Here is a 25895-nt window from a genome sequence, read left to right on the forward strand (position 1 = left end):
ACCCTACGAGCGGACGCCGACAGCGGCGGGCCGGAGACGGGCCGGAGACGGGCCGGTGGAGACGGGGCTGTGGAGAGCGGACGGCGGCGCGGGCCACGCGCTGCCAGGCTGAGGTCATGGCGTCGGAGTCGGCCGGGTCGACGGGGTGGCCGGGGTCGTCGCGGTCGGTGTCACCGGTCGCGTCCGTCCTTGTGGTGCTGCTGCTGGCGGGCTGCCGGGCCCCGACCGCCACCTCGGCGCCGGCGCCGGCCGACCCCGCCGACGTGCTGGAGCGTGTCGACGGCGCCGCGAGCGGCCAGCCGGTGCCACCGGTGACCCCGGGGCGCCACCTCGACGCCACGGTCGAGCCGGCGGCGGAGAACATCTACTCCGTGCGCCGCACGGTGCCCGGGTCCGTCCTCGAAGTCGGCGCGACGGCCCTCGGGCCGGTCGGGCCCGGCGCCCCGCGGCTGGCGGTGCTGCTGGGCTACCAGCGCCCCGACGGGCGGCTGGTGGCCTGCGGGCGCTCGAGCAGCGACGTCGCGGCACCGCCGGGCATGCCGCTGGCCACGGCCGTGGCCCGGTCGGTCGTCGACCGCGGCTGCGCCGCCCAGGACACCCTGGCGGCGTCGGTGTTCGCGCCCGCGGGTTCGAGGGTGCCGGTCGGCACGCCGTACGAGCTCGACGTGCGCGAGCTCGTCCCGCGCGGACGCGCGACCCGGGCCGCCGCGCCGCGGCCCACCCTGCCCGACCCCGTCGCGCCGACCGCCCGGGTCACGCCGGGGGCGGCGCCGGCGACCGCAGCCGTGGTCGAGCCGGGCGGTGCGGTGCGGGTGGAGGTCGAGGCGGGCCGGGTGGCCTGGGTGGGGGTGCCGGTGGGTGCCGGGGGGAGGGTGGCGGCCCGCCTCGCCACGGGGTCGCCCGCCGGGGCGGGGCTGGCCCTGGTGGGGCCGCTCGGCGGCGTCGTCGTAGGCGCTTCCGGGCGGGCGGGCGACGGCGGGGAGGGCGGGCTCGACGTGGAGGTCGTCGGGCCGGCCCCGGGGGCCGACGGTGCCGGGGTGCAGCACCTCGCGGTGTGGGTCGAGCCCGGTGCCGGTGCCGGGGACGCGGGCGACGTGGTGCCGGTGACGCTGACGACGACGGTCACCGCCGCGCCGCCCGCCACGGCCGCGGCGCCCGTCGACACATCCTTCCCGGCGCCGCAGGGGACGGCTCCCGTGGCGTGGTCGCCCCCGCAGCCGGACGGCGCTCCGGGCCGCCGCGACGTCGCGGCCGCAGGCGCGATGCTCGCTCTGGCGGCGCTGCTGGCGACCGCGGGGGTGCTCCTGCTGCGACGGGTCGCCCGGTCGCGGCGCGCGGGCTGACCCGGTACCCGGCGGGGTTCAGCCCAGGAGCAGCCGCAGCGCCGCGACGACCAGCCCGGCGGCTGCGACCAGGCACGCCAGCGCCGGTGCCAGTCCCGGTGCCGGTCCCGGTGCGAGCCGGTCCGTCGCCGGGGCGGGGCCGGCCACGGCGGGCGGCGGTGGCAGGGGTGGCGGGCCGAGCCGGTCGACGACGTCGGGCGGACGGTCGTCGTCCTGCCAGGGGCACCCGGCCGGCACCCCCAGCTCGTGCAACAGCCCGCGGGCCCTGGCGGCGGAGGCCGGGCGCCGCTCGGGGTCGGGATCGGTCAGGGCGTCGAGCAGGGGTGCGAGCGCCCCGGGCGGCACCACCGCCGGGCCCGTCGCCGCTGGGGCCCGGCCGGTCAGCAGCTCGACGGCGAGCACGCCGAGGGCGTGCAGGTCCTGGCGCGGGGCGGGCGGGGCACCGAGGCGCTGCTCGGGGGCCATGTAGCCGTCGGTGCCGACGCCGCCGGGGTGACGGGTCAGCCGCACCTCGTCGGCGGAGGTGGCCACGCCGAAGTCGCCCAGGCGCGCGTGGGGCCGGCCCGTGCCGGTGACCTCGAGCAGCACGTTGGCCGGCTTCACGTCGCGGTGCACCAGCCCCGCGCCGTGCACGGCGTCCAGCGCGAGCAGCAGCTGGTCGAGCACCACCGCCACCCACGACGCCGGCAGCGGCCCGTGGGTGGCGAGCAGCCCGCCGAGCGAGCCCCCGGCGACCAGGTCCATGGTCAGCACGACCAGGTCGTCCTCGGCGGCCCAGCCGCGCGGCGCGACGACGTGGGGGTGCTCGACCCGCAGCGACTGCTCGCGCACGAAGCGCAGCAGCATCGACCCGTCGTGGCGACCGAGCAGCTTGGCGGCGACGTGCTGCCCGCGGCGCCGGTCCCAGGCCCGCCACACCGCACCCATGCCGCCGGCGCCGACCTCGTCGAGGAGCACGTAGCGCCCGGCGACCACCGGCCCCGGGACCAGGGGCGCCGGCGGGGTCGGGCCGTGGACGGGGTGCGATCGGTCGGGCGGGCGCATCGGCACCGACGCTAGTGCCGCGGCGCCCCGGGCGGCCGGGCGTCGTCCACAGGGCCGCGGCGGTCCTCCCCAGGCGACGGACGCGGATTCCCGGCCCCCGGGCCGGCGCTGGTAATCTCAGGCGTCTCGCACGACGGCCCACCGACGGGTCCTCTCGGCGAGACAGCCACCCGAGCCGGCGCAGCCGGCGACGGTGGTCCGCACAGCCCTCCTGCCACGGAGAGACCGTGGCCGCCGAGTCCAGAGGAGGTGGAGACCGCTATGCGTGCTTATGAAGTGATGGTCATCCTCGACCCCAGCCTGGAGGAGCGCACGATCGCGCCCTCGCTCGAGAAGTACCTGAACGTGATCACCAAGGACGGTGGCTCCGTCGAGTCCGTCGACGTCTGGGGACGTCGCCGTCTGGCCTACGAGGTCAAGAAGAACGCCGAGGGCATCTACGCGGTGGTCTCGCTGACCGCCGAGCCGGCCACGGTCAAGGAGTTCGACCGTCAGCTGACCCTCAACGAGGCGATCCTGCGCACGAAGGTCATCCGCCCCGACGCCAAGTGAGCGTGGGTGGCGTCCCGGTCGTCCTGCGACCGGTCCGACCACCTGTGGACGACCCCTGTCCCTTGTCGGTGCCAGCCGCCACGATGGCGACCACCGGCATCGGACACGACTGATGCGCACCACCCGACACCCCTAGGGAGACCCCATGGCCGGCGAGACCCTCATCACCGTGGTCGGCAACCTGACCGACGACCCGGAGCTCCGCTTCACCCCGTCCGGGGCGGCGGTCGCCAACTTCACGGTGGCCTCGACCCCGCGCACGTTCAACCGCCAGACCAACGAGTGGGAGGACGGCGAAGCCATGTTCCTCCGCTGCTCGATCTGGCGGCAGGCGGCGGAGAACGTCGCGGAGTCGCTGCAGCGCGGCATGCGGGTCGTCGTCCAGGGTCGACTCAAGGCCCGGTCCTACGAGACGCGTGAGGGCGAGAAGCGCACCGTCTTCGAGGTCGAGGTCGAGGAGATCGGTCCCTCGCTGAAGTTCGCCACCGCCAAGGTCACCCGCGCCTCCCGTCAGGGCGGCGGGGGCGGCTACTCCGGCGGCGGCGCACCCAGCGGTGGGGGCTCCCAGGGCGGTCAGGGTGGCGGGCAGTCCGGCGGCCAGTCCGGCGGCGACGACCCGTGGGCCAGCCCGGCCCCCTCCGGTGGCGGCCAGGGCGGGGGCCAGTCGCGTCCCGCGGCCGGCAACGACCCGTGGGCTGCTCCCGGCGTCCAGGACGAGCCCCCGTTCTGACCTCGCACCACCTGCACCACCCGCTCGACCGCGCTGGTCGTCGACCAGCGCCCTGTCCATCCACCCTCAACCATTCCGACCTGGTAACCACTCCGGGACGGGCTTCTAGAAAGGAAGCACCACAATGGCCAAGGCAGTGATCCGCAAGCCGAAGAAGAAGGTTTGCCAGTTCTGCAAGGAGAAGGCGACCGGTGTCGACTACAAGGACACCACCCTGCTCCGCAAGTTCATCTCCGACCGCGGCAAGATCCGCGCGCGTCGGGTGACCGGCAACTGCGTGCAGCACCAGCGCGACGTCGCCATCGCGGTCAAGAACTCCCGCGAGGTCGCCCTGCTGCCCTACACCTCCACCGGTCGCTGAGAGGAGCGGAGAAGATGAAGCTCATCCTGACCCAGGAGGTCACCGGTCTCGGTGCCCCCGGCGACGTCGTCGAGGTGAAGGACGGCTACGGCCGCAACTACCTCATCCCGCGAGGCCTCGGCATCCGCTGGAGCCGCGGCGCGCAGAAGACCGTCGAGTCCATCAAGGCCGCCCGCGCCACCCGCGCGGTGCGCGACCAGGAGCACGCCGCCCAGATCAAGGGCCAGCTCGAGTCGGGTCCCGTCACCGTCAAGGTGCGCGCCGGCGAGGGTGGTCGCATGTTCGGCTCCGTCAGCGTCACCGAGATCGCCACGGCGATCACCGACAGCACCGGCGAGCCCGTCGACAAGCGCACGATCGCGGTCACCAACCCGATCCGCTCGCTCGGCGCCCACCAGGTGTCGGTCAAGCTCCACGACGAGGTGTCGGCCCAGGTCGCCCTCAACGTCGTCAAGAGCTGACGCCGCAGCACACCCGCACGGCCACCGGGGCCGGTCCTCCCACACGGGAGGGCCGGCCCCGTTGCCGTGTCGTGTTGCCGTGACGTGCCGGCGGGCCGGTACCCGACCCAGGTGACCGGGCTCAGGTGACCGGGGGAGCGGGGTGGCCACCGGCGGCGGCCGGCGCGGGCAGCGCCCAGGCCCGTCCGGCGTAGCGGAACCCGAGCCACACCACCAGCAGCAGCAGCGCCTGCGAGGCGACGTACGCCGGGGTCTCCAGCGCCCGCACCCCGGAGCCGAACACCACCGGGGGCAGCACCGCCACCACCGCTGCCAGCGCCCGCGCGCTGCGCAGCCAGGCCGCCGCGCGGGCCTCGCCACCGGCGGCCGCCGCGACGGCGAGCTCGTGGCACAGCAGCACCACCGTCAGCAGCTGCGGCAGGCTGGCGGTCCACACCAGCGCCGGGTCGGCGCCGGCGACCGCGTCGCCCACCGACGGGAACCAGACCACCGCCGACGTGGCCGCGGCGAGCGCGGCGAGGCCCAGCAACCACGAGCGGTGCGCCACCCGCAGGTCGCGCAGCCCCAGCAGCACCAGCACCCACCCGACCGGGTCGGCGAGCAGGTCGTGACCGCTGCGCGTCGGGGCGACCAGGACGATGATCACCAGCCCCATCGCCACGGACTGCAGCGGCTTCATGGCCTCACCCTAGGCGGGTCACCCGGGGTGCCGGGCCGGCCGGGGCGCCGCGCCGACGACGAGCCAGGCGTCGCCGCGGGCACGGTGGACCAGCACCGCGAGGCGTGCGCCCATGAAGACGCCGCTGTAGACGACCCACAGCAGCACCAGCCCGCCGACGGGTGCCAGCAGCAGGGCGAGCGGGGCGTAGACCACCAGGGTGACGAGCCCGCCCCACGCGAGGTAGCGCCCGTCGCCGGCACCGATCAGCACGCCGTCGAGCACGAACACCACCCCGGCCACGGGCTGGCCCAGTGCGGCCACCAGCAGCACCGGCACCAGTCGCTCCGCGACTGCCGGGTCGTCGCTGAACAACCCCCCGAGCACCGGGCTCAGGGCGGCGAGACCCGCTCCGGTGACCACCCCCGAGACCAGGCCCCACTGCACCATGCGCCGGGTGACCGCGCGGGTGCCGCGCACGTCTCCGGCGCCGAGCGCGCGGCCGGTGAGCGCCTGCGCGGCGATGGCGATGGCGTCGAGCACGAAGGCCAGGAAGGTCCACAGGGTCATCGCGAGCTGGTGGGTGGCCAGGTCGACGTCGAGCCGGCCCCCCTCGGCCTCGGCGACCACCCCCAGCGTCACGGCGTACGTCGTGACCAGCAGCGCCGCCCGCAGGGTCAGCGTGCGCACCACCAGCGGGACGCCGGCGCGCGCGGCCGCCCGGATCCCGGCGGTGTCGGGGCGCAGCGGGGCGCCCTCACGGCGGGCCCCGCGCACCACCACCACCAGCAGGGCCACCGCGCTTAGGACCTGGGCCACCACCGAGCCGATCGCCGACCCGGCGATGCCGAGGTCGAAGCCGTAGACCAGGACGAGGTTGAGCACGATGTTGAGCAGGTTGCCGACGACCGCGACGACGAGCGGCGTACGGGTGTCCTGCAGGCCGCGCAGCACCCCCGTGGTGGCGAGCATGACCAGCAGCGGGGTCGTGCCGAGGAAGGCCAGTCGCAGGTAGGTCTCGGCGTGGCCGGCGACCTCGGTGCCGGTGCCGAAGGCGGCGACCAGCGGCGTGGTGGCCGCGACCCCGACCACGGTGACGACGACGCCGATGGCCACGGCCAGCCAGATGCCGTCCACCCCCTGCGCCAGGGCCCGGCGCCGGTCGCCCGCGCCGAGGTGGCGGGCGACGGCGGCGGTGGTGCCGTAGGCGAGGAAGACGCACAGGCCCACGGCCGTCTGCAGCACGACCGCGGCCACGCCGAGGCCGGCCAGCTGCGGGGTGCCGAGGTGGCCGACGACGGCGGCGTCGGTGAGGAGGAACAGCGGCTCGGCCACCAGGGCGAGGAACGCCGGCACCGCGAGGCGGAGGATCTCGCGGTCCTCGGGTCTGCGCATGGGCCGGAGCCTAGCCCCGTAAGGGGCACCAGCGGCCTGTGGTCCTGACGCCACCGGTCTCCGCGAATCGGTGGATAACTCGCCCTCCGCTGTGCAAATCTGCTAGCCGCGGGGGTTTGTCGACATAGGTGCCGCGCAGACCCGGGATGACCGTCTGGTGAACGGAACTCCCCGAGAAATCTTCCGTTCCACACCCGGAAAGTGCCGTTCCTGCAGGTCAGGGACGTGCAGGTCGCCCACATCGGTGAGTTGTCCACAGGCTCCTCCCCAGGCGGTGCACAACTCGGCGCGTGTCGTCCACGGGGTGACCGGGGTTATCCACAGGGCCTGTGGACAAGGTGGTGTCGCCGGCCCCCTCGGGACGCGTACGGTCCGACGACTGTCGGTGGGGATCCCTACCGTCGACAGCCACCGGGGACGGTCCGTGCGCGGCCCGCCCGGGACGTCGGTCCGGGGTCGTGGCGAGCAGGAGGCAGTGCGTGAGCATCACCGAGCAGACGGGTCCCTCGGGGTCCGCGGAGCCGGCCGAGCCCCCCTTCGACGACTGGGGCGACGGGCCGGTGTCCTACGCCCCCGGCGAGCGTCCGAGCACCCCCGGCGCGCGCACGCCCCCGCAGGACATGGCCGCCGAGCAGTCGGTGCTCGGCTCGATGCTCATCTCCAAGGACGCCATCGCCGAGGTCTCCGAGGTGCTGCGCGGGGTGGACTACTACCGCCCCTCCCACGAGACCATCCACGACGCGGTCATCGACCTCTACGGCCGCTCCGAGCCGGTCGACATGATCACCGTCGCCAACGAGCTCCAGCGACGCGGCGAGCTGCAGCGCATCGGCGGCGCGCCGTACCTGCACACGCTGTCGGCCAACGTGCCGATCGCGGCCAACGCCGGCTGGTACGCCCAGATCGTGCACGAGAAGGCGGTGCTGCGCCGGCTCGTCGACGCCGGCACCAAGATCGTGCAGATCGGCTACGCCGGCGAGGGCGACGTCGACGACATCGTCGACCAGGCGCAGGCCGAGGTCTACAAGATCGCCGACAAGCGCAGCAGCGAGGACTACGCCCCGCTCTCCGACATCATGGACGGCGTCCTCGACGAGATCGAGGCCATCGGCAACCGGGAGAACGGCCTCTACGGCGTGCCCACGGGCTTCGCCGACCTCGACGACCTCACCAACGGCCTGCACGCCGGGCAGATGATCATCGTCGCGGCGCGGCCCGCCATGGGCAAGTCGACCCTGGCCCTGGACCTGTGCCGCTCGGCGTCGATCCACAACAACCTGTCCAGCGTCTTCTTCAGCCTGGAGATGACGCGCTCGGAGATCACGATGCGGCTGCTGTCGGCCGAGGCGAAGGTGCCGCTCAACCACATCCGCAACGGCGCGATGAACGACGACGACTGGACCAAGCTGGCCCGCAAGATGGGCGAGATCTCCTCGGCGCCGATGTTCATCGACGACTCGCCGAACATGACGATGATGGAGATCCGGGCGAAGGCCCGCCGGCTCAAGCAGCGCCACGACCTCAAGCTCATCGTGATCGACTACCTGCAGCTGATGAGCTCGGGCAAGAAGGTGGAGTCGCGACAGCTGGAGGTCTCGGAGTTCTCGCGGCAGATCAAGCTGCTCGCCAAGGAGCTGGAGCTGCCGATCATCGCCCTCTCCCAGCTCAACCGTGGTCCTGAGCAGCGCGGCGACAAGCGCCCGATGATGAGCGACCTGCGCGAGTCGGGCTCGATCGAGCAGGACGCCGACATGGTGATCCTGCTGCACCGCGACGACGTCTACGAGAAGGAGTCGACCCGCCCCGGCGAGGCCGACCTGATCGTCGCCAAGCACCGCAACGGCGCGACCCGCGACATCACCGTGGCCTTCCAGGGCCACTACAGCCGCTTCGTCGACATGGCCCACTGACACCCTGCCCGGGTCGGACGGCGGGCCGGCTCAGGTGACCTCGTCGCGCAGCAGCGCGAGGAACTCCTCGGCCATCGCCAGCTGCCCGGCGAGGGCGTCTCGGCGGGCGTCGGCGTCGGCGCGGATGTCGGCGAGCCGGGACCGGGCGGCGGTCACGTCGGCCCCGGTGGCGTCGGGGCGGCGCAGCGTCTCGACGTCGGTCATCACCGCCCGCATCTGCTCGAGGCTGAACCCCAGGGGCTTCATGCGACGTACGACGAGGATCTTCTCCACGTCGTCGTCGGTGTAGAGCCGGAAGCCGCCGTCGGTGCGCCCCGACGGCGTGATCAGCCCGACCTCCTCCCAGTGGCGCAGGCTGCGCAACGACAGCTCGGTGCGCGCCGCGACCTCCCCGATGTGCATGAACGCCGGCACCGCCGGCTCGGCGGGAGGGTCTGCGGCGGGGCGGGGCTGACCGGTCATCGTGGGCTCGCTCACTGCTGGTGGACTGCAACCCTCACCTTACGTCAGGGTAGTGTCGTGCCCGGCCAACCCCGGCACGCGTGTCCCGAGCCCACCGCGCGACCCGCGCCCTCGAACGGAGCGACCACCCTGTCCACCACTGCGCCCTCCCCCGCCCCGGCCACCCCCCTCGAGCCGACCGTGCGCAACGCCCTGCGGTCCCCGACGATGCTGCGCACCGAGGTGCTCGCGGGGCTCGTCGTCGCGCTGGCGCTGATCCCCGAGGCGATCTCGTTCTCGATCATCGCCGGGGTCGACCCGCGGGTCGGGCTGTTCGCGTCGTTCACGATGGCGGTGTCCATCGCGTTCCTGGGCGGGCGACCGGCGATGATCTCGGCGGCCACCGGCGCGGTGGCGCTGGTGATCGCCCCCGTCATGCGCGAGCACGGGCTCGACCACCTGATCGCCACGGTCCTGCTGGGCGGGCTGCTGCAGGTGGTGCTGGGTCTCGCCGGGTTCGGCCGGCTGATGCGCTTCATCCCCCGCTCGGTGATGGTCGGCTTCGTCAACGCCCTGGCCATCCTGATCTTCCTGGCCCAGGTGCCGTACCTGGTCGACGTGCCGTGGCTGGTCTACCCGATGGTCGCCGTGGGTCTCGCGGTGATGGTGGCCCTGCCGCGGGTCACCGCGGTGGTGCCGGCGCCGCTGGTCGCCATCGTCGCGCTGACCGGCTTCACCGTGCTCGCCGCCATCGCGGTCCCGGACGTGGGTGACCAGGGCGACCTGCCCGACTCGCTGCCGACGCTGTTGCTGCCCGACGTGCCGCTGAGCCTCGAGACCCTGCAGATCATCGCGCCGTACGCGCTGGCGATGGCGCTGGTCGGCCTCCTGGAGTCGCTGATGACCGCCAAGCTCGTCGACGACATCACCGACACCCCGTCGGACAAGACGCGTGAGTCGTGGGGCCAGGGCGCCGCCAACATCATCACCGGCTTCTTCGGTGGCATGGGCGGCTGCGCGATGATCGGTCAGACGATGATCAACGTGAAGGCCTCCGGGGCCCGCACGCGCATCTCGACGTTCCTCGCCGGCGTCTTCCTGCTGGTCCTGGTGGTCGGCCTCGGCGACGTGGTGGCCGTGATCCCGATGGCCGCCCTGGTCGCGGTGATGATCATGGTCTCGGTCGCCACCTTCGACTGGCACTCCGTGCAGCCGGCCACGCTGCGCCGCATGCCGAAGTCGGAGACCGCGGTCATGCTGGCCACGGTCGCGGTGACCGTGGCCACCCACAACCTCGCCATCGGTGTCGTCGTCGGCGTCCTCGTCGCGATGACGCTGTTCGCGCGCCGGGTCGCCCACCTCACCGAGACCCACCGCGAGCTGGTCGAGGACGCCCACGGCGGCGCCACGGCCGTCTACCGGGTCACCGGCTCGCTGTTCTTCGCCTCGTCGAACGACCTCTACACCCAGTTCGACTACGCCGGCGACCCCGACCGCGTCGTCATCGACCTGACCGACTCCCACGTCTGGGACGCCTCCACCGTCGCCTCCCTCGACGCGATCACCACCAAGTACGCCCGCCGCGGCGCGACCGTGGAGATCGTCGGGCTGAACGACGCCAGCGCCGAACGCCACGGTCGGCTCACCGGCCGGCTGCCGGCCCACTGACGGTCCGGGCGGACCGCCGAGGCTGATCGACTCGTGCTCGGTTCGGTCCGGTTCGTAGGCTGGCGGCATGGTGACGGTGCGCACGGGGCGGGGCGGTCCTCGCGCTGCCCGACCGGCGCAGTCGCGCCAGTTGCGCAGGCCCAGCGCGTCCGGACCCGTCCGAACCGTGCAAACCCCGACGCAGGCGCGGCCGGCCGCGTCATGGTCGGTGCCGGGCCGCCCGAACAGCGCACGTGCGCCGGTCGGGCAGGCCGGGGCCTCAGGTCGCTCTGCCACCAGGGCCCGGCGGGCCGGCCGGGCCGCGGTGGTGGCGGGCGTCGTCGCCGTCGTCCTGGGCATCCTCGGGATGCACGCCCTCGGCCTGCACGGCACGGCAGCGGCCGCCCCGGTCGACGCCACCCACGCCGCCCACGCGGACGGGCACACCACGGCTCCCGCGGACGCCGCCGAGAGCGGCAGCGCCAGCAGCGCCGGCAGCGCCGGCAGCGCCAGCCGCGACAGCGGCGACAGCGGCGGCGGGGGCCACGGCGACCACGGCTCCGGCGGCGCGGCGGCGCTGTGCCTGGCCGTGCTGGCCGCCGTGGGCGGCCTGCTGGCGCTGCGCGCCCTCGCCCGCCGCCTGCCCCGACGCACCTGGGCGGTCCTGCCCGCCGCGGTGGTCGCGATGGTGGCCGCCCGTCCGCCGCCCACCGGCACCGGACCGCCCCCGGTGTGGAGGTTCTCCGTCGTCAGGTGCTGATCGGCGCCGCCGCCGTGCCACGACCTCGTCGTGGCTCCGGACGGCTGCCGTCGACCCCACCGAAGCGATCCCAGGAGAACCGACATGCACGCACGCACCACCGCCCGCCGCACCACCGCACGCCGTACGACCGCCCGCCGGGCAGCGGGGTCCGCTGTCCTCGTCCTCGCGCTGAGCGCCACGACCGTCGCCTGCGGCGACGGCGAGGGCGAGGGCGGGACCAGCGCCTCCACCGAGGTCTCGGCCACCGAGCACAACGACGCCGACGTGGCGTTCGCGACCGAGATGGTCCAGCACCACGCCCAGGCCCTGTCGATGGTCGACCTCACGCTGGGGCGCCCGCTCGACCCGGAGGTGCAGGAGCTCGCCGACCAGATCCGGGCGGCCCAGGCCCCCGAGATCGAGACCATGAGCGACTGGCTCGTCGACTGGGACGAGGAGGTGCCGGAGACGGTGCGCGACCACGCCAACGCCGGGCACGGTGCGGGCGACCCCGGTCACGCCATGGAGGGCATGGACCCCGAGATGACCGACATGCCCGGCATGATGAGCGCCGCTGACATGAGCGCCCTCGCCGACGCCCCCGACGACGAGTTCCAGGCCCTCTGGCTGGAGATGATGGTCGAGCACCACACCGGTGCCGTCGAGATGGCGCAGGCCGAGCAGGAGAGCGGTCGGTACGCCCCGGCCGTCGAGCTGGCCGGCGCGATCGCGGAGGGCCAGCGCGCGGAGATCGCGACGATGGAGGACATGCTCGCCTCCTGAGGCGCCGCCTCAGCCCGTACGGCGGTCGGCCGCGCGGCTCAGCACGCCCTGGTCGGTGCAGAACCCGGCGCCGGTCGCCTTCAGGCAGAGCAGGCCGAGCAGCCGGCCGTCGGGGTCGACGACCGCGAGGCGGCGGCGTCCGGCGTCGACCATGGCCTCGTGGGTCGTCGCCAGGTCGGCGTCCGGGCCCACGGTGAGGTCGCCCAGCCGGGCGTGGCGCAGCGCGGGCTCGGCGGGTGCGGCCGCGGCGAGCTCGTCGCGGCCCACCGCGCCCCGCAGCACGCCGTCCGCCACGAGCAGCACGAGGTGGAGGTGGGCGCCCTCGAGCGCCGTACGGGCCTCGGCGACCGTGGTGGCGTCGCCGTGGGTGCGCGGCACGGTGATCATCGCCTGGCCCACGGTGCGCCCCGGCGCGCCCCGGGACGACGCCGCGGCCGTCCCGTCGATGCTGTGCACCCCACCATCCTGCACCGCGGGCCCTGCTGCCGCGGGCTCAGCCCCAGCGGCTGGGCCCACGGTCGGGCCCACGGTCGGGCCCACGGTCGGGCCCACGGTCGGGCCCACGGTCGCGGCCCTGGCCGGGCGGCGGGTCCTCGGGCGGGAGCTCGCCGCCGTCCTGCAGGGTGTCGATGACCTCGTCGTCGGTGGCCTCGTCGGCGGAGACCGCCTCGAACCGCTCCTGCACCTGCTCGCGCTCCTCGTCGCTCAGGCGGGCCAGGCCCTCCTCGAGGTTCTCGTAGTTCCGGGTCGCCATCGCCCAGAAGGTCGGGTGCTCGAACACGCGGCGCACGCTCTGCTCGCCGGCCAGCACGCTGAGGCACAGCCGCCGCAGGTCGGGGTCCTCGGTGCGGCGGGCGATCACCGCCATCGTCGCCCGGAGCCGCCGGGCCTGCCGGACGTCGCCCCTGGTCATCGCCTCGATGCCGGAGAAGTCGGGCCCGGTGGGGCCCCCGGCGCTGCTCACGCGTGGGCGCCGTTGCTGTAGGGCGTCCGCGGGAACCGGTGGCCGGTGTCGGTGTCCTTGAAGGCTTGGTCGAGGTACATCACCAGGCCGAGGAAGCTCTCCACGACGGTGGAGACGTGCCCGGTGTACTTGATGAACAGCGCGACGGCCTCCTTGGTCACCCACACCTGGTAGGCCCCGATGGCGGCGATGATGACGTTGATGCCCGGCACGCTCGCCAGGCAGCCCGCCGCGGCGAGCTCGGCCACGCAGATCAGGACCTGGTCGATGGCCGTGGCCAGGGCGCTGCCGAGGATCTCGGCGATCTGGGAGCAGCACTGCACGAGCTCGGCGTACTTCTCGCCGAGCTCGTCGAGCTCGCCGGCGTGGTCGGTGATGGCGGTCGCGAGCTCGGTGAAGTACGCCTGCGCCGCGTCGGCGCCGTTGCCGTTCCAGGTGGTCAGCAGGGTGCCGACCCCCTGCTCGAGGGCCCCGGCCAGGGCCCGTTCGAAGTCGGCGAGCGCCTCCGCGGCGTGACCGGCCTGGGCCAGCTCGTCGTAGTCGCCGAGCACCGACTGGGTGAGGTCCTTGACGGGGTCGAGGCCGAAGACCTGGGCGATCTTCAGGGCCACGCCGGCGATGGAGAGCCACCCGGCCTTGTCGATCACCCAGTGCACCATGTCGGGGATCGGCGCGTCCTGCGACGGCACCGCCGACAGGGCCGCGGTGGTGTCGCCCGGGTCGGGCCGGGTGCCGCTCGACTCCGGCAGCGGGGGCACCGCCGTACCGGGCCACACGCCGTCCATGCGCGCCGACTGGTCGGCGTCGGTGTCGCGGTAGATCTGCGCCGAGTGGCGCAGCGAGATCCCGTTGCCGGCGAACACGAAGCCGAGCTGCTGGAACGCGGCGTCGAGGCGGGTCACCACGTTGGCGTTGGCGGCGTAGATGTCGGCGAACAGGTCGCCGCCGTCGTGGGGCACGCCCGAGTACTTCGCGACGTAGTCCTGGGCCTCCTGGCAGGCGCCGCTCATCGTGGCACCCCCGCCGTAGTTGGTCAGGAAGTCGGCGAACGCGTCGAGGTCGGCCGGGACGACGGAGAAGGCGGACATGCGGTGCTCCTCGGAGGCGTGGGCCCCTCGGGGGGCGCTGTCACCGTAGGGTCTCCCCGTGGCGCGCACCTCAAACGACCTCGTCGGCCGGCCGCACTCCACGCAGCGGATGGTGAGCGTCCTGCCGGGTGTCCCGATGCTGCTCATCGGGGTGTTCCTGGTGGTCGCGCGCGCGAACCTCGTGGGTCTGGTGCTCGTGGTGCTCGGGTTCGTGATGGTGTCCAACCTGTGGCGCAAGGTGACCGTCACCGACGACCGGCTGGTCGCCCAGGGCCGCTTCTCGCGGCGCGCCCTCGACCTGCACGAGGTCACCCAGGTGGGGCTGTCGTCGTTCGCGGCGCCGTGGGTGCAGCCCCGCGACGGCGAGGCCGTGCTGCTGTGGATGGTCTCCGAGGGCGACGACGTGGTGAACCCCGGCCGGCAGCGGTTCGTGGGACTGCTGCGCGAGCGGGCCGCCCGGGCCGGGGCCACCCTGGGGCCCGAGCTGACCGAGCCCACCGACCCCGAGAGCCGGACCACCCTCTTCGGCCGCTGACCGCGTCGCCCTGCGCCGCCCCGCGAGGCCCCGCGCCGCGCTGCGCCGCAGACGCGACGAGGCCGCCCCCGTGGTCGGGGGCGGCCTCGTCGTACGACGTCCGGCCGGGTGGGCCGGGGGAGTCGGGTCAGCTCTTGGCGACGGCCTTCTTCAGCTGCGCGCCGGCCTTGAAGGCGGGAGCGGTGCTCGCGGCGATGTCCATGCTCTCGCCGGTCTGCGGGTTGCGGCCCTGGCGCGCGGAGCGCTCGCGGGTCTCGAAGGTGCCGAAGCCGGGCAGGGTGACCTTGTCACCGTCGGCGAGGGCCTTGGTGATGGAGTCGATGACGGCGTTGACGGCCTTGTCGGCCTGCGCGCCGCTGATGTCGGCTGCGGCGGCGACGGCGTCGCGGAGCTCGGTCTTGTTCATGGTGGAACCACCTCTCGGGTGCCGGGGCACCCCTGTCGAGTATCGGGATCCGCTCGCCGACGGCCCGTCCCGCGGGGCCGTGAGGGCCCGGGCCGGTGCCGTCGTCGGACGGCGGGAGCCTCGATCCCACCGCGCCGAGGGCGTTCCTGCCAAGTCGACGCACCGTGCAGACCCCTCGAAAACCGCGGAACGACGCGCCTCGTGGGCCGTTCGAGGCCGGTTCCGGGCCGGTTCCGGGCCGGTTCGGGGTCTGGTCGGGGCCGGCGGGGGTACCTCACGGGCCCGTGGCGTGGACGCGCGTTGTGACCGCCGACACGGCGTCGTAGGTTCGAGGGGACGCGGCCCGCCGGGGCGCCAGGACGAGGAGTGTGCGGTGGCCGAGCGCGAGAGCTTCGACTACGTGGTCGTGGGGGCCGGCAGCGGTGGTGCGGTGGTCGCGGCACGACTGACCGAGGACCCGTCGGTCTCGGTGCTGCTGCTGGAGGCGGGAGGCGCGGCGGAGGCCGACGAGATCACCATCCCGGCGGCGTTCGCCAACCTCTTCAAGACCCGCTGGGACTGGAACTACACCACCTCCGAGCAGAAGCAGCTGGAGAGCCGGCGCGCCTACTGGCCGCGGATGAAGGCGCTGGGTGGCTGCTCGTCGATGAACGCGATGATCTACATCCGCGGCAACCACCACGACTACGACACCTGGCGCGACGCCTACGGCGCCACCGGGTGGGGCTTCGACGACGTGCTGCCGGCGTTCGTGCGCTCGGAGGGCAACACCCGCCTCGGCGGGCCGTACCACGGCCAGGACGGCCCGCTGCACGTCGAGGACCGCCGCTACACCCACCCGCTCACCCAGGCCTGGGTCGACTCCGCGGTCGTGTCGGGCTTCCGGCCCACCGACGACTTCAACGGCGCCGAGCAGGAGGGCGCCGGGCTCTACCAGGTGACGCAGAAGAAGGGCCGGCGCTGGTCGACGGCCAAGGCCTACCTCGAGCCGGCCGCCGAGCGCCCCAACCTCACGATCCGCACCGGCGCGCTGGCCGAGCAGGTCGTCGTGGAGGGCGGGCGGGCCGTGGGCGTGCGCTACCAGCACGGGCCCACCACCCGCACGGCGTACGTCGAGGCCGAGGTCGTGCTCGCCGGCGGCGCGGTGAACTCCCCGCAGCTGCTGATGCTCTCCGGCATCGGCCCGGGCGCCCACCTGCGCGAGGTCGGCGTCGACGTCGTCGTCGACCTGCCCGGCGTCGGGCAGAACCTGCACGACCACCCGGCGGTGCCGCTGGTGTTCCGCACCCGGGGCACCACCGACCTGATGGACCACAACACCCTGACGCAGTTCGCCCGCGCCAAGGCCACCGGCCGCGGGCCGCTCACCTCCAACGTCGGCGAGGGCGGCGGCTTCTGGCGCTCCCGCGACGACCTGGTGGCTCCCGACCTCCAGGTGCACATCGCGCCCACCGGCTTCTACGACAACGGCCTGCACGAGCCGACCACGCGCAACGTGACCGTGGCCCCCACGCTGGTGCACGTCGCCAGCCGCGGCTCGGTGCGGCTGCGCTCCACCGACCCGCACTGGCACCCCGAGATCGACCCGGGCTACTACGACGACCAGGCCGACCTCGACGCGATGACCGCCGGGGTGCGCCGGATGCTCGAGACGGTGGCCACCGGCCCCCTGGCCGAGCTGGTCTCCGGGCCCGGCCTGCCGACGATGGCCGGCTGGGGCGACGACCCCACCGACGCGCAGATCGTCGAGCACGTGCGTGCGCAGACCCAGACGCTCTACCACCCGGTCGGCACCTGCGCGATGGGCGGCGACGAGCGCGCCGTCGTCGACCCCCAGCTGCGGGTGCGCGGCGTGGAGGGCCTGCGCGTCGCCGACGCCAGCGTCATGCCGATGGTCACCCGCGGCAACACCAACGCCCCCTCGATCATGATCGGCGAGCGCGCCGCTGACCTGCTGCAGGGTCGGGTCGCGCTGGCCGGGAAGGCAGTCCGATGAGCATCGACACCGCATCCCGCACCGACGGGCAGGCCCCCACGGGCCCCGAGACGTTCGAGTCGGTCAACCCCGCCACCGGTGACGTGGTCGGCGTGCACCCGGTCCACGACGCCGCCGAGGTGGACGCCGCGGTCGCCCGCGCCCGGGCCACCGCGGGCTGGTGGGCCGACCTCGGCTTCGCCGGGCGCCGCACGGTGCTCGAGCAGTGGCGCGGTGTGCTGACGCGCCGCATCGGCCAGCTCGCCGACGTCGTGCACCAGGAGACCGGCAAGCCCCATGCCGACGCCGCCCTCGAGATCGGCCTGGCCATCGACCACCTCGCCTGGGTGGGCGCCCACGCCGAGAAGGTGCTCGGGCGCCGGCGGGTCTCGCCGGGGCTGCTGCTGTCGAACAACGCCGCCTCCGTGGAGTATCTCCCGCTCGGCGTGGTCGGCGTCATCGGCCCCTGGAACTACCCCGTCTTCACGCCGATGGGCTCGATCGCCTACGCGCTCGGCGCCGGCAACCCCGTGGTGTTCAAGCCCAGCGAGCTCACCCCGGGCGTGGGCGCCTGGCTGGCCGCGAGCCTGCGCGAGGTCGTGCCCGACCGCGACCTGCTGCAGGTCGTCACCGGCTTCGGCGAGACCGGCGCCGCGCTGTGCCGCGCCGAGGTCGACAAGCTGGCCTTCACCGGCTCCACCGCCACCGGCAAGCGGGTGATGGCCACCTGCGCGGAGCGGCTCACCCCCGTCGTCATCGAGGCCGGCGGCAAGGACGCGCTGATCGTCGACGAGGACGCCGACCTCGTCGCCGCCGCCGACGCCGCCGCCTGGGGCGCGTTCAGCAACGCCGGGCAGACCTGCATCGGCGTCGAGCGGGTCTACGTGCACACCCGCGTGTACGACGCGTTCCTCGCCCAGCTCACCCAGCGCGCTCGCGCCGTGCACGCCGGCGTCGACTCGGAGGCCAAGCTCGGGCCGATGACCATGGCCAGCCAGCTCGACGTCGTGCGCAGCCACGTGGACGACGCGATCGCCCGCGGTGGTCGTGCGGTCGTCGGCGGGCCCGACGCCGTCGGCGAGCGCTTCGTGCAGCCGACCGTCCTGGTCGACGTGCCGGAGGACAGCCTGGCCGTCACCGAGGAGACCTTCGGACCGACCGTCACCGTGCGCCGGGTGCGTGACATGGACGAGGCCGTCGAGCTCACCAACGCCGGCAAGTACGGTCTGGGCTCGACGGTGTTCTCCGCCAAGCGGGGCCCCGAGATCGCCCGCCGGCTGCGCACCGGGATGACTGCGATCAACGCCGTCATCGCGTTCGCGGCCGTGCCGGGACTGCCGTTCGGTGGCGTCGGCGACTCCGGCTTCGGGCGCATCCACGGGCCCGACGGGCTCAAGGAGTTCACGTTCGCCAAGGCGGTGACGCGGCAGCGGTTCAAGCCGGTGCTGAACCTCACCACCTTCGACCGCACCCCCGCGCAGGACACCACCTTCGCCACGCTGCTCACCGCGCTGCACGGGCGCGCCACCCAGCTGCCGAAGCGTCCGCTGAAGACGAAGCGGGCCGCCCGGCCGTAGGCCCGTCGCGCCGGCGCGCATCGTCCCGGTGGTCGAGGAGCGAGCGCCATCGAGCGTCGTGCCGGTGGTCGAGGAGCGAGCGCGAGCGGGCGTCGTGCCGGTGGTCGAGGAGCGAGCGCGAGCGGGCGTCGTGCCGGTGGTTGAGGAGCGAGCGCCAGCGAGCGTCTCGAAACCACCTCGGCGAGGAGGACAGCGGCGGCGGGCTTGGACGGGCCTGCTCCACTGGGCCGGTGCCCGAGGGTCATTCCATCCACCGGCTGGCCCGGCGCCACCGTCGCATGGTGGGCGCCCGGGTGGCGGCATCGAGCCCGCAGGGGCGGTTCGCCGAGGGTGCGGCGCTGCTCGACGGGCAGGTGCTGGAGGAGACCACCGCCCACGGCAAGCACCTGTTCCACCGCTACGACGGCGACCTGTGGCTCCACGTGCACCTCGGCCTCTACGGCAAGTACACCGACGGCTCGGGCGAGCCGCCCGAGCCGCGGGGTGCGCTGCGGCTGCGCCTGGTCACCGAGCGGCACTGGCTCGACCTGCGCGGGCCCACGGCGTGCGAGCTGATCACCCCGGCCGAGCGCGACGTCCTCCTGGCGCGGCTCGGACCCGACCCCCTGCAGGACGACGCCGACCCCGGTCCGGCCACCCGGCGGGTGCTGCGCAGCCGGGCGCCGGTCGGGACGCTGCTGATGGACCAGTCGGTGCTGGCCGGCGTCGGCAACGTCTACCGCGCGGAGGTGCTGCTGCGCCACGGCACCAGCCCGTTCCTGCCGGGCCGCGAGCTCGACCCCGCCACGTGGGAGCACGTGTGGCAGGACCTGCGGGTGCTGATGGCCGACGGCGTGCGCACCGGCCGCATCGTCACCACCGACCCCGAGCACCGCGAGCGCCCCGCCGGGCGACCGCGCCGCGTCGACGCCCACTACGTGTACGGCCGCGCGGGCCTGCCGTGCCGGCTGTGCGGGACGCCGGTGGCCTCCGGCGACCTCGCGGCGCGTCGGGTGTTCTGGTGCCCGACCTGCCAGCCGCAGCCCTGAGCGCGACCGGCCCGGCTTGCCGGCCGCTGCCACAGTGGGCGACATGACCTCGCGCCTGCCTCCGCCGCGTCGTGGCCCGGCCCTGCTGGTCGCCGTCGGCCTGTGCGGCGTGCTGGGCGCCACCCTGACCGGCTGCGGCGCCGGCGACGACGCCCCGGGCGCGGAGCCGAACCCGGCGACCCGCACGGCCGCGCCGGACGCCGTGGCCGCCGACCCGCTGGTGGCGCGGGAGGTGGCCCGCGACCTGACCACGCCCTGGGGCATGGTGCTGCTCGAGGACGGCGCGGCGCTGGTGAGCCAGCGCGACACCGGCGACGTCCTGCTGCTGCCCGCGGGCGACCCCGCCTCGCCCGAGGTGGTCGCCACCCTCGACGACGTGCGCCCCAGCGGCGAGGCCGGTCTGCTTGGGCTCGCCGTCACCGCCGACGAGCGCACCGTGCTCGCCTACTACACCGCTGCCGACGACAACCGCGTGGTCGCGATGAGCTGGGACGGCGTCCGCCTGGGCGAGCCCGAGGTGGTGCTCGACGGCATCCCGGCGGGTGCGACGTACCACCACGGCGGCCGGATGGTCGTCGGGCCCGACGACCTGCTCTACGTCAGCACCGGCGAGACCGGCGACGTGGAGCTGGCCCAGGACCCCGATTCGCTCGGCGGCAAGATCCTGCGCGTCACCACCGAGGGCGAGCCGGCGCCGGGCAACCCGTCGGGCACCGCCGTCTACAGCCTCGGCCACCGCAACGTGCAGGGGCTGGCCTTCGACGACCAGGGCCGGCTGTGGGCCTCGGAGTTCGGCGCCCAGTCGTGGGACGAGCTCAACCTCGTCGAGGCCGGCGGCAACTACGGGTGGCCGCGCGTGGAGGGCACCGGCGGCGGGTCGCAGTACGTCGACCCGGTGGCGGTCTGGCGCACCGAGGACGCCTCCCCCTCGGGGCTGGCGTTCTGGGACGGCTCGCTCTGGATGGCGGCGCTGCGGGGCCAGCGGCTGTGGGAGGTGCCGCTCGACGGCGGTGACGGCCCGGAGACGGTCGGCGAGCCGGTGTCGCACCTCGCGGGCGAGTACGGCCGGCTGCGCACCGTCACCACGCTGCCCGACGGCTCCGGGCTGTGGCTGGTCACCTCCGACACCGACGGTCGCGGCGTGGTCGACGACGGCGACGACCGCGTCCTCGAGCTGACCCGCTGAGCCGGCAGCGCCGAGCCGGCCGGGCCCGTCAGCCGCGGCGGGCGTGCCACTCCTCGGCGAGCAGCGCGTAGCCGTAGCCGTCGAGCCACTCGCCGCCGCGGTGCAGCGAGTCGCGCACGGTGTGGGTCTCGCGGCGCATGCCGAGGCGCTCCATCAGCCGCCATGACGGCTCGTTGTCGACGAAGCACTCCGCCACGACCCGCCGCAGCGCCAGCGGCCCGAAGCACAGGTCGACGACGGCGGCGACCGCCTCGGTGGCGAGCCCGCGGCCGGCGTGCGCGGGGTCGAGCACCCAGCCCAGGTGGGCCTGGGTGCCGGCCGCCCGGTCGGCGACCTCGACCTGGGCCCACGCATCGCCCACCGCGAGCATCAGGTCGCCCACCAGCGGGCCCGGGGCGTCGTCGGGCCCGCGCAGGGAGTAGACCAACGTGGTGGCCAGGCGGCGCGGGTCGGTGAACGACGTGGCGTACGAGCCCGGGTCGAGCGCGGCCCGCGAGAGCCAGCGGTGCACCTCGGGCGCGCGGCGCAGCAGGTAGGTCGCCGTGGTGTGGGCGGGTCGGGCCCGCTCCAGCACGAGCCGGTCGGTGAGCACCGGCCAGGTGACCGCGTCCAGGGGGTCGGGGCGGTCGGGGCTGTCGGAGGGGCCGGGCGCGGTCGTCACCCGCCCATCCTGGCCCACCCCGTCAGGTCGTGGCCTCGGTGCGGACCGCGATAGGGCAGGGTGAGGGCGTGTACTTCATCGGCGTGGACCTCGCCTGGGGCGACCGCAGCCCCACGGGCCTGGCCGTGCTCGACGGCACCGCGCGCCTGCTCCACCTCGCCGCGGTGCGCACCGACGACGAGATCGCCGACGCGCTGGCGCCGTACGTCGCCGGTGACTGCCTGGTGGCCCTGGATGCCCCGCTGGTGGTCACCAACCCCACCGGGTCGCGACCGGCCGAGAAGGCGCTGAGCGCCGACTTCCGTCGCTACGAGGCCGGCGCCCACCCGGCCAACACCGGCAAGCCGGAGTTCGCCGACGGCACCCGCGGCGCGCGGGTGGCCGAGCGGCTCGACCTCGACATCGACCCGCGCTCCTCGCGCAGCCGGCGCGCCATCGAGGTCTACCCCCACCCCGCCACGGTCGTGCTGTTCGACCTGCCGCGCACGCTGAAGTACAAGAACAAGCGCGGCCGCGACCTGGAGACCCTGCGCGGCGCCCTGCTGACGCTGATGACCCACGTCGAGGGCGTCGTCGACGTCGACGACACCTGGGCCGGGCTGCGCCGGCAGGTGGAGCGGGCGGCCCGCAAGAGCGAGCTGCGGGTGGTGGAGGACCAGGTCGACGCGGTGGTCTGCGCCTACGTCGCGCTGTTCGCGGCCCGCTCGCCCGACCGCGTCACGACGTACGGCGACCTGGCGACCGGCTACATCCTCACCCCGTCGCTGCCCGGCGCTGCGCCGGAGCGGGCCCGCGACGACGTGGTGCGCGCCGCGGTGCGGGCCTACGACGCCGCCCACGGCGACCTGCGGCGAGCCGCCGAGGAGGCGGCGCGGCTGGTCACCGGCATCCTCGACGAGGCCGGCATCAACTACCTCACGGTGACGGCGCGCGCGAAGAGCGTCGCGTCGTTCGCGGAGAAGGCGGCGCGGACGTCGGCCGGCGTGGCCCTCTACTCCGACCCGCTCACCCAGATCACCGACCAGGTGGGCGTGCGGGTGATCACCTACACCGTCGGCGACGTCGACGCGGTGGCCGAGCTCCTCGGCGACCAGGTCGTGGTGAAGGACGACCGCGACATGGGCCAGCAGGCGATCTCGGCAGGCGGGTTCGGCTACGCCAGCCGCCACCTGCTGATCTCGCCGGCGCCGGCCGGTGAGGCCGACCCCGCGCTGGCCCACCTGCACGGGCGCACCGCCCAGGTGCAGGTGCGCACCGTGCTGCAGCACGCGTGGGCGGAGTTCGAGCACGACATCCGCTACAAGGGCGTGGTGCCCGAGGAGCACGCCGCCGACTTCGACCGCCGCTTCACCCTCGCCGCGGGCCTGCTCGAGCTCGCCGACCGCGAGTTCGCCGCGATCCGCGACCGGCTGCGCGCCGCCCCCCACGAGGCGCCGGAGGCCGGCCCCGCCGACGACCCCGACACCGACCCGCGCCTCGACGCGCGCGAGCTCGCGGCGTTCCTCGCGGGGCAGTACGCCGACGCCGGCTGGTCGCGCACCGACCACTACGCCTGGATCTCGGGCCTGCTGCTCGAGCTCGGCGTCACCTCGCTGCAGGAGCTCGCCGAGGCGCTGCGCCCCGTCGCCGAGGTCGACCTGAACGACCGGATGGACTACCGCTACCCGCCCGGCGCCGTGCGCCGCCTCGACGACGCCCTGCTCGCGGCCTACGGCGAGCGCTACGTCGCCCTGCACGGCAACGCCCACCGCGTCCCCCTCCTCACCTCCCGCCTCGAGCGCCTCCGCGGCTGACCCGCCGGGGCCTCGGGCTCTCGCGTGGGTCGATGGTTTCGAGACGCTCGCTGCGCTCGCTCCTCAACCACCGGGCGCTCGCCAGCGCTCGCTCCTGGACCACCGCGGGCGCTCGCTGGTCGAGTGCCGAGGAGCGCCAGCGACGAGGTGTATCGAGACCCCTGGCGCCTGCGCGCGGACTCGACCGCCGGCGGGCTCCGTCGCGACCCGGTGGTTTCGAGACGCTCGCTGGCGCTCGCTCCTCAACCACCGGGGACGCTCGCTGGCGCTCGCTCCTCAACCACCGGGGCCGCTCGCTCCTCGACCACCGCGGGATTCGTCGGTCGAGTGCCGAGGAGCCCCGGCGACGAGGTGTATCGAGACCCCTGGCGCCTGCGCGCGAAACCACCTCCACCGGGGCCGCACGGCACCGACGTACGGTCGGGGCATGACTCCCGCACAGCTGCTGACCGACGCCTTCGAGCGGGTCGTGGAGGGCGGGGTGGCGGCGGTGGACGGCCTCGACGTCGACGCGCTCGCGACTCGGCCTGCGCCCGGCGCCAACCCGGTCGGGTGGCTGGTGTGGCACCTCGCGCGCGTGCAGGACGACCACGTCGCCGACGTCGCGGGGCACGAGCAGGTGTGGACGGCGCAGGGCTTCGCCCGCCGCTTCGACCTGCCCTACGACGACACCGACATCGGCTACGGCCAGGACAGCGACGAGGTCGGGCGGCTGCGGGTGAGCGCCGACCTGCTCGCCGACTACCTGCGAGCGGTGCACGCGCAGACCGTCGCCTACCTCGCCACGCTCGAGGCGGACGACCTCGACCGGGTCGTAGACGAGCGCTGGGACCCGCCGGTCACCCTCGCCACCCGGTTGGTGAGCGTGGTGGACGACGACACCCAGCACGTCGGCCAGGCCGCCTACGTGCGCGGGCTGCTCGGCCGCTGACCCGCCTGCTGATCCGCCAGCTGACCGGGCCGGAGGGCCCGGTCACCCCAGGAAGCGCACGTCCACCGGGCTCTCGGCGACGGTGACCTCGGCCATCGCGTCGTCGAGCCCGTCGGCGTCGCCGGCGCGGTGCACGCGGAACGCCCGCGCGTCGGGCCGCGAGGAGACCGCCTCCACCACCTCGCCGTCGCGGTAGAGCACCGCGCAGCCGTCGTCGACGGCGATGCCGGAGGGGAGGTCGCCGCGGCCGACGAGGTCGACGTACGTCGGCTGCCGCTCCGCCTCGCCGTCGTAGTGGGGGCAGGCGCTGCCGCGCAGCAGCCCGAGCCCGTCGGACAGCGCCGCGAGGGGACCCCAGGAGTCGGTGACCGACCCCTCGAACCAGCAGTTCATGCCGGCGCTGACCCCGGCGAGCACGACGCCGTCGCGCCCGGCCTCCACCAGCGCGGCGTCCACGCCGTGCAGGCGCCACAGCGCGAGCAGGTTGAGGGTGGACCCCCCGCCGACGTACACCACGTCGGCGCCGCCCACGACCTCGCGCACGTCGCGGCCGTCGCGCTGGAACAGCCGCAGCACGTCGGTCTCGGCGCGGTCGGCGAAGGCCGCCTCGAAGCTCTCGACGTAGGTCTCCGCGTCGCCGCTGGCGGTCGGCACGAACAGCACCCGCGGGCGGCCGCCGGCGCCCCGGCGCCGGGTGGCCAGGGAGAGGAGGTGGTCGTCGAGCAGGGGGTTGTCGGGCTCCATGGAGAAGCCGCCCCCGCCCATGGCCAGGATCGTGGTGCTCACCGGTGGTCGTCTCCCTCGTGGGTGTGCTCGGGTGCCTGCGTGTGGTCCTGCTGCTCCTGGTCCTGCTGCTCCAGCTCGTCCTGGGCCTTCTCGACGCGCTTCTTGATGCCGCGCAGCCCGGGCAGCTTGCCTAGCATCTCGTTGAGCTCGCGGGAGACGTCGAGCAGGTCGTGGATGTCGGGCGCCACGGTGGCCAGCGTCGACAGCACCGGCAGCACGTCGGTCTGCACCTTCTCGGCCAGCTCAGGCATCTGGTCGATCAGCGCGACCATGGCGTCGACCTCGCCGGGGTGGGTGGTCTCGGCGAGCCGGTCGAGCACCGGCATCAGCCGGGTCAGCGACGGCACCGCCGCGGCCAGCAGCGGCTCCAGCTCGGCGAGCAGCGCGGCCGCGCGACCCACGAGCGGCTCGGCCTGCCCCACCAGCCCCTCGGCGCGACCGACCAGCGGCCCGCCCTGCGCGACCAGCCCCTCCGCCTGCTCCACCATCGGTGCGGCGCGGACGACGAGCGGCTCCACCTCGCCGACCAGCCCGTCGGCGCGGGCCACCAGGGGTTGCGCGTCGTCGAGCAGCCCGGCCACCCGGGCCACCTGCGGCTCCACGTCGTCCAGCACCGACGACGTGCGCTCGGCCAGCGGCTCGAACGACGTGAGCGCGTCGTCGGCGCGCTCGCGGGTGAGGTCGGAGGCCGTGACGAGCTCGTCGGCGCGCACCCGGGTCTCCTCGATGCGCGCCACCAGGCCCCGGACGTCGCCGAGCACGGCCTCGGCCGCCCCGAGCAGCTGGAGGGCCCGCGGCCCCGCCCCGCCCACCTGGTCGAGCAGGCCCAGCACGTCGGACGGACCGGGGATGGCAGGCAGTCTCATCGAGCCACCGTAGGCACGCCGACCTGCACGGG

Annotated in this window: 27 protein-coding genes; 16 read left to right on the forward strand and 11 right to left on the reverse strand. The window is 74.6% G+C overall.

Going from position 1 to position 25895, the window contains the following annotated elements:
* Positions 1-191 precede the first annotated feature (191 nt).
* Entirely contained in the window at positions 192-1343 is a 1152-nt protein-coding gene (locus tag AC4OR8_RS03255; RefSeq protein WP_492164132.1) for a hypothetical protein, read from the forward strand.
* An 18-nt stretch (positions 1344-1361) separates the two neighbouring features.
* Here AC4OR8_RS03255 and AC4OR8_RS03260 read toward each other — a convergent pair whose 3' ends face one another.
* Positions 1362-2387, reverse strand: a complete 1026-nt coding sequence (locus AC4OR8_RS03260; RefSeq protein WP_492164133.1) for a serine/threonine-protein kinase — start codon at positions 2385-2387, stop codon at positions 1362-1364.
* A 261-nt stretch (positions 2388-2648) separates the two neighbouring features.
* On the opposite strand from AC4OR8_RS03260, the gene rpsF reads away from it, so the two are divergent.
* The 4 genes from rpsF (at position 2649) to rplI (ending at position 4491) form a co-directional block, all read left to right on the forward strand.
* The gene (gene rpsF, locus AC4OR8_RS03265) at positions 2649-2939 is read left to right on the forward strand and encodes a 30S ribosomal protein S6 (protein WP_492164134.1); all 291 of its coding nucleotides are present in this window, start codon (positions 2649-2651) and stop codon (positions 2937-2939) included.
* Between the two features lie 145 nt (positions 2940-3084).
* Entirely contained in the window at positions 3085-3669 is a 585-nt protein-coding gene (locus AC4OR8_RS03270) for a single-stranded DNA-binding protein (protein ID WP_492164135.1), read from the forward strand.
* A gap of 124 nt (positions 3670-3793) precedes the next feature.
* Positions 3794-4030 (forward strand): 30S ribosomal protein S18, encoded by a 237-nt coding sequence (gene rpsR, locus AC4OR8_RS03275; RefSeq protein ID WP_428345517.1) that lies wholly within the window; start codon positions 3794-3796, stop codon positions 4028-4030.
* A 14-nt stretch (positions 4031-4044) separates the two neighbouring features.
* Complete coding sequence (rplI, locus tag AC4OR8_RS03280) at positions 4045-4491, forward strand: 50S ribosomal protein L9 (RefSeq protein WP_492164136.1); 447 nt, start codon at positions 4045-4047, stop codon at positions 4489-4491.
* A 121-nt stretch (positions 4492-4612) separates the two neighbouring features.
* Here rplI and AC4OR8_RS03285 read toward each other — a convergent pair whose 3' ends face one another.
* The gene (locus tag AC4OR8_RS03285) at positions 4613-5170 is read right to left on the reverse strand and encodes a hypothetical protein (protein WP_492164137.1); all 558 of its coding nucleotides are present in this window, start codon (positions 5168-5170) and stop codon (positions 4613-4615) included.
* A gap of 18 nt (positions 5171-5188) precedes the next feature.
* Positions 5189-6544 (reverse strand): MATE family efflux transporter, encoded by a 1356-nt coding sequence (locus AC4OR8_RS03290; protein ID WP_492164138.1) that lies wholly within the window; start codon positions 6542-6544, stop codon positions 5189-5191.
* Between the two features lie 560 nt (positions 6545-7104).
* Between AC4OR8_RS03290 and dnaB the strand changes: the two genes are divergently transcribed.
* On the forward strand, positions 7105-8454 hold the full coding sequence (gene dnaB / locus AC4OR8_RS03295; protein WP_492164469.1) for a replicative DNA helicase: 1350 nt from the start codon (positions 7105-7107) through the stop codon (positions 8452-8454).
* Between the two features lie 30 nt (positions 8455-8484).
* Here the strand turns inward: dnaB and AC4OR8_RS03300 are convergent, their stop codons facing one another.
* The gene (locus AC4OR8_RS03300; protein ID WP_492164139.1) at positions 8485-8931 is read right to left on the reverse strand and encodes a MerR family transcriptional regulator; all 447 of its coding nucleotides are present in this window, start codon (positions 8929-8931) and stop codon (positions 8485-8487) included.
* 165 nt (positions 8932-9096) lie between these two features.
* Between AC4OR8_RS03300 and AC4OR8_RS03305 the strand changes: the two genes are divergently transcribed.
* From AC4OR8_RS03305 to AC4OR8_RS03315, 3 genes are all read left to right on the forward strand, one after another.
* Entirely contained in the window at positions 9097-10563 is a 1467-nt protein-coding gene (locus AC4OR8_RS03305) for a SulP family inorganic anion transporter (protein WP_492164140.1), read from the forward strand.
* A 307-nt stretch (positions 10564-10870) separates the two neighbouring features.
* Positions 10871-11302 carry a DUF6153 family protein gene (locus AC4OR8_RS03310; RefSeq protein WP_492164141.1) on the forward strand — a complete coding sequence of 144 codons (432 nt, stop codon included), beginning with the start codon at positions 10871-10873 and terminating at the stop codon, positions 11300-11302.
* Positions 11303-11386: 84 nt separating this feature from the next.
* Positions 11387-12067: a DUF305 domain-containing protein gene (locus AC4OR8_RS03315; protein ID WP_492164142.1), complete on the forward strand. Its 681-nt coding sequence runs from the start codon at positions 11387-11389 to the stop codon at positions 12065-12067.
* Between the two features lie 9 nt (positions 12068-12076).
* Here the strand turns inward: AC4OR8_RS03315 and AC4OR8_RS03320 are convergent, their stop codons facing one another.
* Genes AC4OR8_RS03320 through AC4OR8_RS03330 form a run of 3 tightly spaced genes read right to left on the reverse strand, consistent with a single transcriptional unit; the run spans position 12077 to position 14119 of the window.
* Complete coding sequence (locus AC4OR8_RS03320) at positions 12077-12523, reverse strand: CBS domain-containing protein (RefSeq protein WP_492164143.1); 447 nt, start codon at positions 12521-12523, stop codon at positions 12077-12079.
* A 37-nt stretch (positions 12524-12560) separates the two neighbouring features.
* The gene (locus AC4OR8_RS03325) at positions 12561-13031 is read right to left on the reverse strand and encodes a hypothetical protein (protein WP_492164144.1); all 471 of its coding nucleotides are present in this window, start codon (positions 13029-13031) and stop codon (positions 12561-12563) included.
* On the reverse strand, positions 13028-14119 hold the full coding sequence (locus AC4OR8_RS03330; protein WP_492164145.1) for a WXG100 family type VII secretion target: 1092 nt from the start codon (positions 14117-14119) through the stop codon (positions 13028-13030). The genes AC4OR8_RS03325 and AC4OR8_RS03330 overlap by 4 nt, the downstream gene beginning before the upstream one ends.
* Before the next feature lie 58 nt (positions 14120-14177).
* Here AC4OR8_RS03330 and AC4OR8_RS03335 point away from each other — a divergent pair, with 58 nt between their 5' ends.
* The gene (locus AC4OR8_RS03335) at positions 14178-14654 is read left to right on the forward strand and encodes a hypothetical protein (RefSeq protein ID WP_492164146.1); all 477 of its coding nucleotides are present in this window, start codon (positions 14178-14180) and stop codon (positions 14652-14654) included.
* Between the two features lie 127 nt (positions 14655-14781).
* Here AC4OR8_RS03335 and AC4OR8_RS03340 read toward each other — a convergent pair whose 3' ends face one another.
* Complete coding sequence (locus AC4OR8_RS03340; RefSeq protein WP_492164147.1) at positions 14782-15060, reverse strand: HU family DNA-binding protein; 279 nt, start codon at positions 15058-15060, stop codon at positions 14782-14784.
* A 373-nt stretch (positions 15061-15433) separates the two neighbouring features.
* Between AC4OR8_RS03340 and AC4OR8_RS03345 the strand changes: the two genes are divergently transcribed.
* The 4 genes from AC4OR8_RS03345 to AC4OR8_RS03360 all read left to right on the forward strand — a co-directional run bounded on the left by AC4OR8_RS03345 (position 15434) and on the right by AC4OR8_RS03360 (position 20826).
* On the forward strand, positions 15434-17056 hold the full coding sequence (locus AC4OR8_RS03345) for a GMC family oxidoreductase (protein WP_492164148.1): 1623 nt from the start codon (positions 15434-15436) through the stop codon (positions 17054-17056).
* Positions 17053-18612 (forward strand): aldehyde dehydrogenase family protein, encoded by a 1560-nt coding sequence (locus AC4OR8_RS03350; RefSeq protein WP_492164149.1) that lies wholly within the window; start codon positions 17053-17055, stop codon positions 18610-18612. Before AC4OR8_RS03345 ends, AC4OR8_RS03350 begins: the two co-directional genes overlap by 4 nt.
* A gap of 230 nt (positions 18613-18842) precedes the next feature.
* Complete coding sequence (locus tag AC4OR8_RS03355) at positions 18843-19640, forward strand: Fpg/Nei family DNA glycosylase (protein WP_492164150.1); 798 nt, start codon at positions 18843-18845, stop codon at positions 19638-19640.
* Between the two features lie 43 nt (positions 19641-19683).
* Positions 19684-20826, forward strand: coding sequence for a PQQ-dependent sugar dehydrogenase (locus AC4OR8_RS03360; protein ID WP_492164151.1), 1143 nt, complete (start codon positions 19684-19686; stop codon positions 20824-20826).
* 28 nt (positions 20827-20854) lie between these two features.
* Here the strand turns inward: AC4OR8_RS03360 and AC4OR8_RS03365 are convergent, their stop codons facing one another.
* Complete coding sequence (locus AC4OR8_RS03365) at positions 20855-21487, reverse strand: GNAT family N-acetyltransferase (protein WP_492164152.1); 633 nt, start codon at positions 21485-21487, stop codon at positions 20855-20857.
* A gap of 68 nt (positions 21488-21555) precedes the next feature.
* Between AC4OR8_RS03365 and AC4OR8_RS03370 the strand changes: the two genes are divergently transcribed.
* On the forward strand, positions 21556-23280 hold the full coding sequence (locus AC4OR8_RS03370) for a DUF429 domain-containing protein (RefSeq protein WP_492164153.1): 1725 nt from the start codon (positions 21556-21558) through the stop codon (positions 23278-23280).
* Between the two features lie 427 nt (positions 23281-23707).
* Positions 23708-24211, forward strand: coding sequence for a mycothiol transferase (locus AC4OR8_RS03375; protein WP_492164154.1), 504 nt, complete (start codon positions 23708-23710; stop codon positions 24209-24211).
* Between the two features lie 42 nt (positions 24212-24253).
* On the opposite strand, the gene AC4OR8_RS03380 is transcribed toward AC4OR8_RS03375, so the two are convergent.
* Positions 24254-24997: a Type 1 glutamine amidotransferase-like domain-containing protein gene (locus tag AC4OR8_RS03380; RefSeq protein WP_492164155.1), complete on the reverse strand. Its 744-nt coding sequence runs from the start codon at positions 24995-24997 to the stop codon at positions 24254-24256.
* Positions 24994-25863 carry a hypothetical protein gene (locus tag AC4OR8_RS03385; RefSeq protein ID WP_492164156.1) on the reverse strand — a complete coding sequence of 290 codons (870 nt, stop codon included), beginning with the start codon at positions 25861-25863 and terminating at the stop codon, positions 24994-24996. The genes AC4OR8_RS03380 and AC4OR8_RS03385 overlap by 4 nt, the downstream gene beginning before the upstream one ends.
* Positions 25864-25895: the final 32 nt, after the last annotated feature.

The organism is Nocardioides sp. FY1077 (assembly GCF_058681775.1).